This window comes from Mucilaginibacter sp. (assembly GCF_039207105.1).
In the GTDB taxonomy this organism is placed as follows: domain Bacteria; phylum Bacteroidota; class Bacteroidia; order Sphingobacteriales; family Sphingobacteriaceae; genus Mucilaginibacter.
The window spans coordinates 1-5495 of the sequence record NZ_JBCECK010000236.1 but is presented as its reverse complement, the minus strand read 5'-3'; the positions used below and the strand labels follow the sequence as shown (position 1 = coordinate 5495).

6 protein-coding genes are annotated in these 5495 nt (G+C 39.6%); 5 read left to right on the top strand and 1 reads right to left on the bottom strand.

The genetic code is table 11. From position 1 onward, the window contains the following. From AAGC65_RS24550 to AAGC65_RS24540, 3 genes are all read left to right on the top strand, one after another. The coding region (locus AAGC65_RS24550) for a M1 family aminopeptidase (RefSeq protein WP_343115103.1) at positions 1 to 963 on the top strand (963 nt) is incomplete at its 5' end. A 252-nt stretch (positions 964 to 1215) separates the two neighbouring features. Further along, a complete protein-coding gene (locus AAGC65_RS24545; protein ID WP_343115102.1) occupies positions 1216 to 1710 on the top strand; it encodes a hypothetical protein in 495 nt (164 codons plus the stop codon). Positions 1711 to 2070: 360 nt separating this feature from the next. Further along, positions 2071 to 2556: a hypothetical protein gene (locus AAGC65_RS24540; RefSeq protein ID WP_343115101.1), complete on the top strand. Its 486-nt coding sequence runs from the start codon at positions 2071 to 2073 to the stop codon at positions 2554 to 2556. A gap of 152 nt (positions 2557 to 2708) precedes the next feature. Here AAGC65_RS24540 and AAGC65_RS24535 read toward each other — a convergent pair whose 3' ends face one another. Further along, a complete protein-coding gene (locus AAGC65_RS24535) occupies positions 2709 to 3062 on the bottom strand; it encodes a nuclear transport factor 2 family protein (protein ID WP_343115100.1) in 354 nt (117 codons plus the stop codon). Positions 3063 to 3552: 490 nt separating this feature from the next. Between AAGC65_RS24535 and mqnC the strand changes: the two genes are divergently transcribed. Then, positions 3553 to 4677 carry a cyclic dehypoxanthinyl futalosine synthase gene (gene mqnC / locus AAGC65_RS24530; RefSeq protein ID WP_343115099.1) on the top strand — a complete coding sequence of 375 codons (1125 nt, stop codon included), beginning with the start codon at positions 3553 to 3555 and terminating at the stop codon, positions 4675 to 4677. Positions 4678 to 4764: 87 nt separating this feature from the next. Next, positions 4765 to 5316 (top strand): SMC-Scp complex subunit ScpB, encoded by a 552-nt coding sequence (gene scpB, locus AAGC65_RS24525; RefSeq protein ID WP_343115098.1) that lies wholly within the window; start codon positions 4765 to 4767, stop codon positions 5314 to 5316. Positions 5317 to 5495 lie beyond the last annotated feature (179 nt).

The following is a 5495-nucleotide window of genomic DNA, read 5'->3' as shown; positions in this document are numbered from 1 at the left end:
TACCCTGCCGAAAGCTATGGTAACGATGCCTGGGGCCGCGCTACCGAATACCTGAAAAAATCTATCGAGTATTTTTCAGAAAAATGGTTTGTGTACCCTTATCCGGTCGCGGTGAATGAGGCCGGTATTGCGGGTGGTATGGAGTACCCTGGTATTGTGTTTGATGGCATTACCGACAAAGGCAGCGAGTTGTATTGGGTAACCGCGCACGAAATTGGCCACAACTGGTTTCCGATGATTGTAGGATCGGACGAGCGCCGCTTTGCCTGGATGGATGAAGGGCTAAATACTTTTATTGATGTTTACGCGTCAGACGCGTTTAACAAAGGCGAGTATGCCCCCAAACGCGATGGTGAATATGCACCCGGCGGCGGTAACCCAGCCGACGAAATTATCCCATCAATTACTGACCCGAGATCGCCAAGTATCATGACCACGCCCGATGCCATTCCCGAAAAATACCGCCATCCCCTCACCTATTTTAAACCGGCCTTTGGCCTGGTGCTGCTGCGCGAGCAAATTTTAGGTAAGGATAAATTTGATTACGCTTTCCGCAATTACATACACCAGTGGGCCTATAAACATCCGCAGCCTGACGACTTTTTCCGCTCGATTGAAAACGGCGCGGGCGAAGATCTGAGCTGGTTCTGGAAAGGCTGGTTCTATAATAACTGGTCGCTGGATCTGGCTTTGATAGACGCTAAGCCTGTAGATGACAAAACAGGCAAGGGTGTAAGCATCACGGTAGTAAACAAAGAAAAACTGCCTATGCCATTTACGATAGAAGTAAAATACAAAGATGGCAGCAAAACCCGCACCTACCTACCGGTTGAAACCTGGCTGCAAAACAAACAGATCACCCTCACGCTACCCAGCACCCAGGAAGCCGAAAGCGTAACCATCGACCCGGATAATGCATTGCCTGATCTGGACAGAAAGAATAATATGTTGAAGGTGAAGTAGTGGGCAGTAACCAAGAATTAGTTTCATGTCATTGCTGTGAGGAGGAACGACGAAGCAATCGCGAAACAATACAGAACCGTTCTGTAAAGTTCGCGATTGCCACGCTTCGCTCGCAATGACATCTTTTTTGCATAACTGGTCTCCACTATTTTAGTGCAAGTATGAAGCAAAGGCCAAAGCGAGATTTTTGCGGGCTTTTAAAAAAAAGTTTCCTTTTAGTTTGTATATTATAACCACCTAAACTATATATCAATGAATATAAAATTCAGGAGGTTACCAATTTTCTTATCCTCATTAATACTATTAGTGTGTTCTTGTTTGCACTCATCTCATAAAAATCCAAACACAGATACGTTTTACACCGAGAAAGGCGAATGGGATTCTGCCAGATTACCTTTTGTTAAACCTTACGAGGCTGTCATTATATCCAAAGATCTTGGCTGGAGTATGAATTTGAAAGGGCTTGATGGCGATACGGGCTTTCAAAATATAAAAAAAGCGAATGTGGTAAATGGTGTAATCTTGTTGTATGGTATCAATTCCATACTTCATGGTGTTGATGTGAAACAGTCATGGCATATTATAATTCCTGCAAAACAAATTGAAAAAGGCTTTGCAAACCACCAGGGCTATATTGATTATTTAAAAAACATGGGGGTTAAAGTCGAACCTGAGCTTCATAATATAGATTTGATTGCAAACTATTTTGAAGATCATGATACTATAGATTGGAAAGCAATCAATTAAAAATACTTATCTCACGCTACCGCAAGCGTCTCGCTTGGAGCAGCAATATTGAATAACACGACTAAATTTAATAAATCATATAATGAAGATAAGAAGGCTATCAGAGAGTATGAAAGTAATTAAATATTTGAGTATTTGTATGGTATGTTTAGTGCTTGGTTGCAATCGTAAACAAAGCTCCACAACAACGATAGCGTTTTTTAACAAAACATACTTTGGCAGATGGTAGTTTAAAAACACTGCTTTTTGCAAGCTTGGAAGTAGCAAAGTAATTTACACAGGAATAAAACTTACAAAGTTTAAAAACTTAGTAAGTTTTTTTAGCTATTTTCAAGTACAACTTTATTTAGGAAAAAAACGATGAAAAAATATTTGTATTTGCTACTATCGTTTATTTTCTTGATAGGATGCAGTAAGCATAAACAAGCTGATAGTTATAGAGTTAGCAAAAAGAATAGCGGTAACTTTTCCATCATCGCCCCAGAAATACAACCTCAGGAAAGGATTGTGATAACAATAAATAATGAAATTATTTGGGATGCCAAAGGGAATGATTCCCTCGGATATCCAGGATCATGGCGTTATTATAATTACCCCAAAAAAATAAAAAAGATTCTATTTATAGACTACTATAAGGGCGTTAAGAAATTTAGCAAAGAATTTAAAGATACTTTGGTAGAGATCCCACAAAGGACCTTGATAATTACAAGACCCTTTTCGAAATTGACCACTACAGTAAATTCACAGAAAAGTGGTTTTGTATCAATTGACACAGGCACAAGATCAATAACCTTAGTTAATGATGCAGTACAATTTAAAGGTATGTGGACTGATGAAGTACACTGATTTAGGATTGTTGCACAATTATGGTACAAGTTTCTATGACGTTGATGTCCGAAGTTTCCGACTTCGGACTATTATGCAGATAGTCTTTAGACTACACGATCAACTGGGAATAAGACTTACGAAGTTTTTAAAACTTCGTAAGTCTTTTAATATCAACTCATAAAAAACTGCTGACTTACAATTTTGCCGTTCTCAACTTTATATACGCAAAGCTCTTCCACCTGCTTATCACCTACTCCCTTTACGGTGAAGCTCATCGAGAAAACCAGGCTGAAATAGCTCCCGGCAAAAATGGCCTCAGATACATTAATATTGTGGATTTCTACTTTTTCCAGAAATTGTTTTTCACGTTCAATCAGGTTATGGAGGCCAACAATGGGCTCGTTATTATTATTCGGATCAATGCTCACGGCGTCATCGGCAAATAATTCGGTATAGGCTTCAACAAATTCAAGATCGTTACACAATGAAGCTAAACGGTTGGCAATTTCAGGTACGGTATTCATGTTTTTAAAAGTTTGTGCGGTTATTTTAAATCAACGGATAATAAGGTATTAATGTTTACCTCCGACGGTATTAAAGTAAAGCCAGCCATGATAATTTTAAACAATGCCGAATATTAGGTATATTTACAATAATCAACAGCCCTGTTTTCTCTAATCAGAAAATGGGGCTGCTTGGTTAAGGAGAATAAAGCCAGAGAATCTTCAGAAAAAAACAACAACATACTATATATCAATAATTTAATACTTTTCAAAGCTTATAAAACCGTCAAAAAATGAATCAAAATGAAGCAAAACAATGTTTTTTCATCCTATTTTGGTTATTTTTCGATCAAATCTGAAGTATTTTTGATCGGTTTTATGTTAAAATAAAATTTTAAAAAGTTTTGGGTATCAAAGGCGATAGATTGTTTATAAAATGTATGCCTCATTAATTTGTCAATCTTAGAGCTCATATTAAACTATTCAAATTTTAAAGCTTTATCTTTGTTAAATGAACACAGCCGATCTGTTGCAACGCGCTTTGCGGTTTGAATTTTTAACCCAGGACGAGGGCGTTTACCTATATAACAATGCCTCTACTGCCGATCTGATGTATACTGCCAATGAACTGCGCAAAAAGCAGGTTCCGCATGGCAAAGTAACCTGGCAGATAGACCGAAATGTGAACACTACCAATGTTTGTATAGCCAATTGCAAGTTTTGTAATTTTTTCCGCAGGCCTGGCCACGAGGATAGCTATATCACCGATATTGAAACTTATAAAAAGAAGATCGAGGAAACCTTCCGTTACGGCGGCGACCAGCTGCTGCTGCAAGGAGGCCATCACCCGGATCTTGGATTACAGTTTTATACCGACCTGTTCAGGGAATTGAAACAACTATATCCTAAGCTAAAACTGCATTCCTTAGGTCCGCCGGAAATTGCGCACGTAGCCAAACTGGAAGGAATGGCTCATATTGATGTTCTGCGGGCCATGCAGGAAGCCGGTTTAGATTCATTACCCGGTGCCGGTGCCGAGATCCTGAACGATCGTGTTCGCCGCCTGATATCAAAAGGCAAATGCGGTGGTCAGGAGTGGCTTGACGTAATGCGGGCGGCCCATCAACTTAACCTGCCAACTTCTGCAACTATGATGTTTGGCCATATTGAAACTATTGAGGAACGCTTTGAGCACTTGGTTTGGATACGTGAGGTACAATCAGAAAAACCTGAAGGTGCTCACGGCTTTGTGGCCTTTATACCCTGGCCTTTCCAGGATGATGGCACCTTGCTGCGTAAAGTAAGGGGCATCACCAATAACGTAACCGGCGATGAGTATATCCGCATGATTGCCCTAAGCCGTATTATGCTGCCTAATATCAAAAATATCCAGGCTTCGTGGTTAACCGTTGGTAAGCAGGTAGCACAACTTTGTCTGCATGCGGGAGCTAATGATTTTGGGTCGATCATGATTGAAGAGAATGTGGTATCTGCTGCCGGCGCGCCGCACAGGTTTACCGCCAAAGGTATACAGGAATCAATCAAAGAAGCCGGTTTTGAACCGCAACTGCGTACTCAAAAATACGATTGGCGCGATATCCCCGCCGAAATTGAAGAACAGGTTATAAATTATTAGTTTTAAGTAAGCAGTACTGAGTTTTGAGTAGTATTCATATCTTGATAAACAAACTCAAAACTCATTACTCAAAACCCAAAACTTAACATGGAGCACCATATTGAGGCATTAATTTTCGCGTCGGAACAGGGTATTCGTGTAGAGGAGATCATGTACTGCCTGCAGGCCGCCTTTGAGCGCGATTTTACTATTGAAGAGGTTACCGAAAGCATAACCGCCATTCAAAATAAATATAATGACGATAGCCTGGCCCTTGAGTTGGTAAAAGTCAACAATGGCTACCAGTTTTTTACCAAGAAGAAATATCATGCCGTAATTAATTTATTACAGCTGCAACGCTCTAAAAAGAAACTGACCCAGGCGGCTTTGGAAACATTAGCCATTATAGCCTACAAGCAACCGGTAACCAAAACTGATGTTGAACAAATACGCGGTGTAAACTGCGACTATTCGATACAAAAGCTGCTCGAAAAAGAGCTGATTGCTATAATTGGGAAGTCGGAAGGGATTGGAAAACCCATTTTATACGGAACCAGTAACATGTTCATGGATTATTTTGGGATAAACAGCATTGATGAATTACCTCAAATTAAGGATTTTACAACTGCCACAGTTGCTATTGGCGAGCAAACAGAATAATTTTAAAAGATATTTTTAATAAAAATGATTTTAATTATTTTTACTACTGAATTAGCCGACAGAAGTACGCTGCAAAATTGATACTCTCAGGCCTGTTTAATTTATATTGATAAAGTTTTACAAATAAAATCCGTTACAATGGGAGCGCCAAAAAAACCGACCACTAAAAAGATCGACAA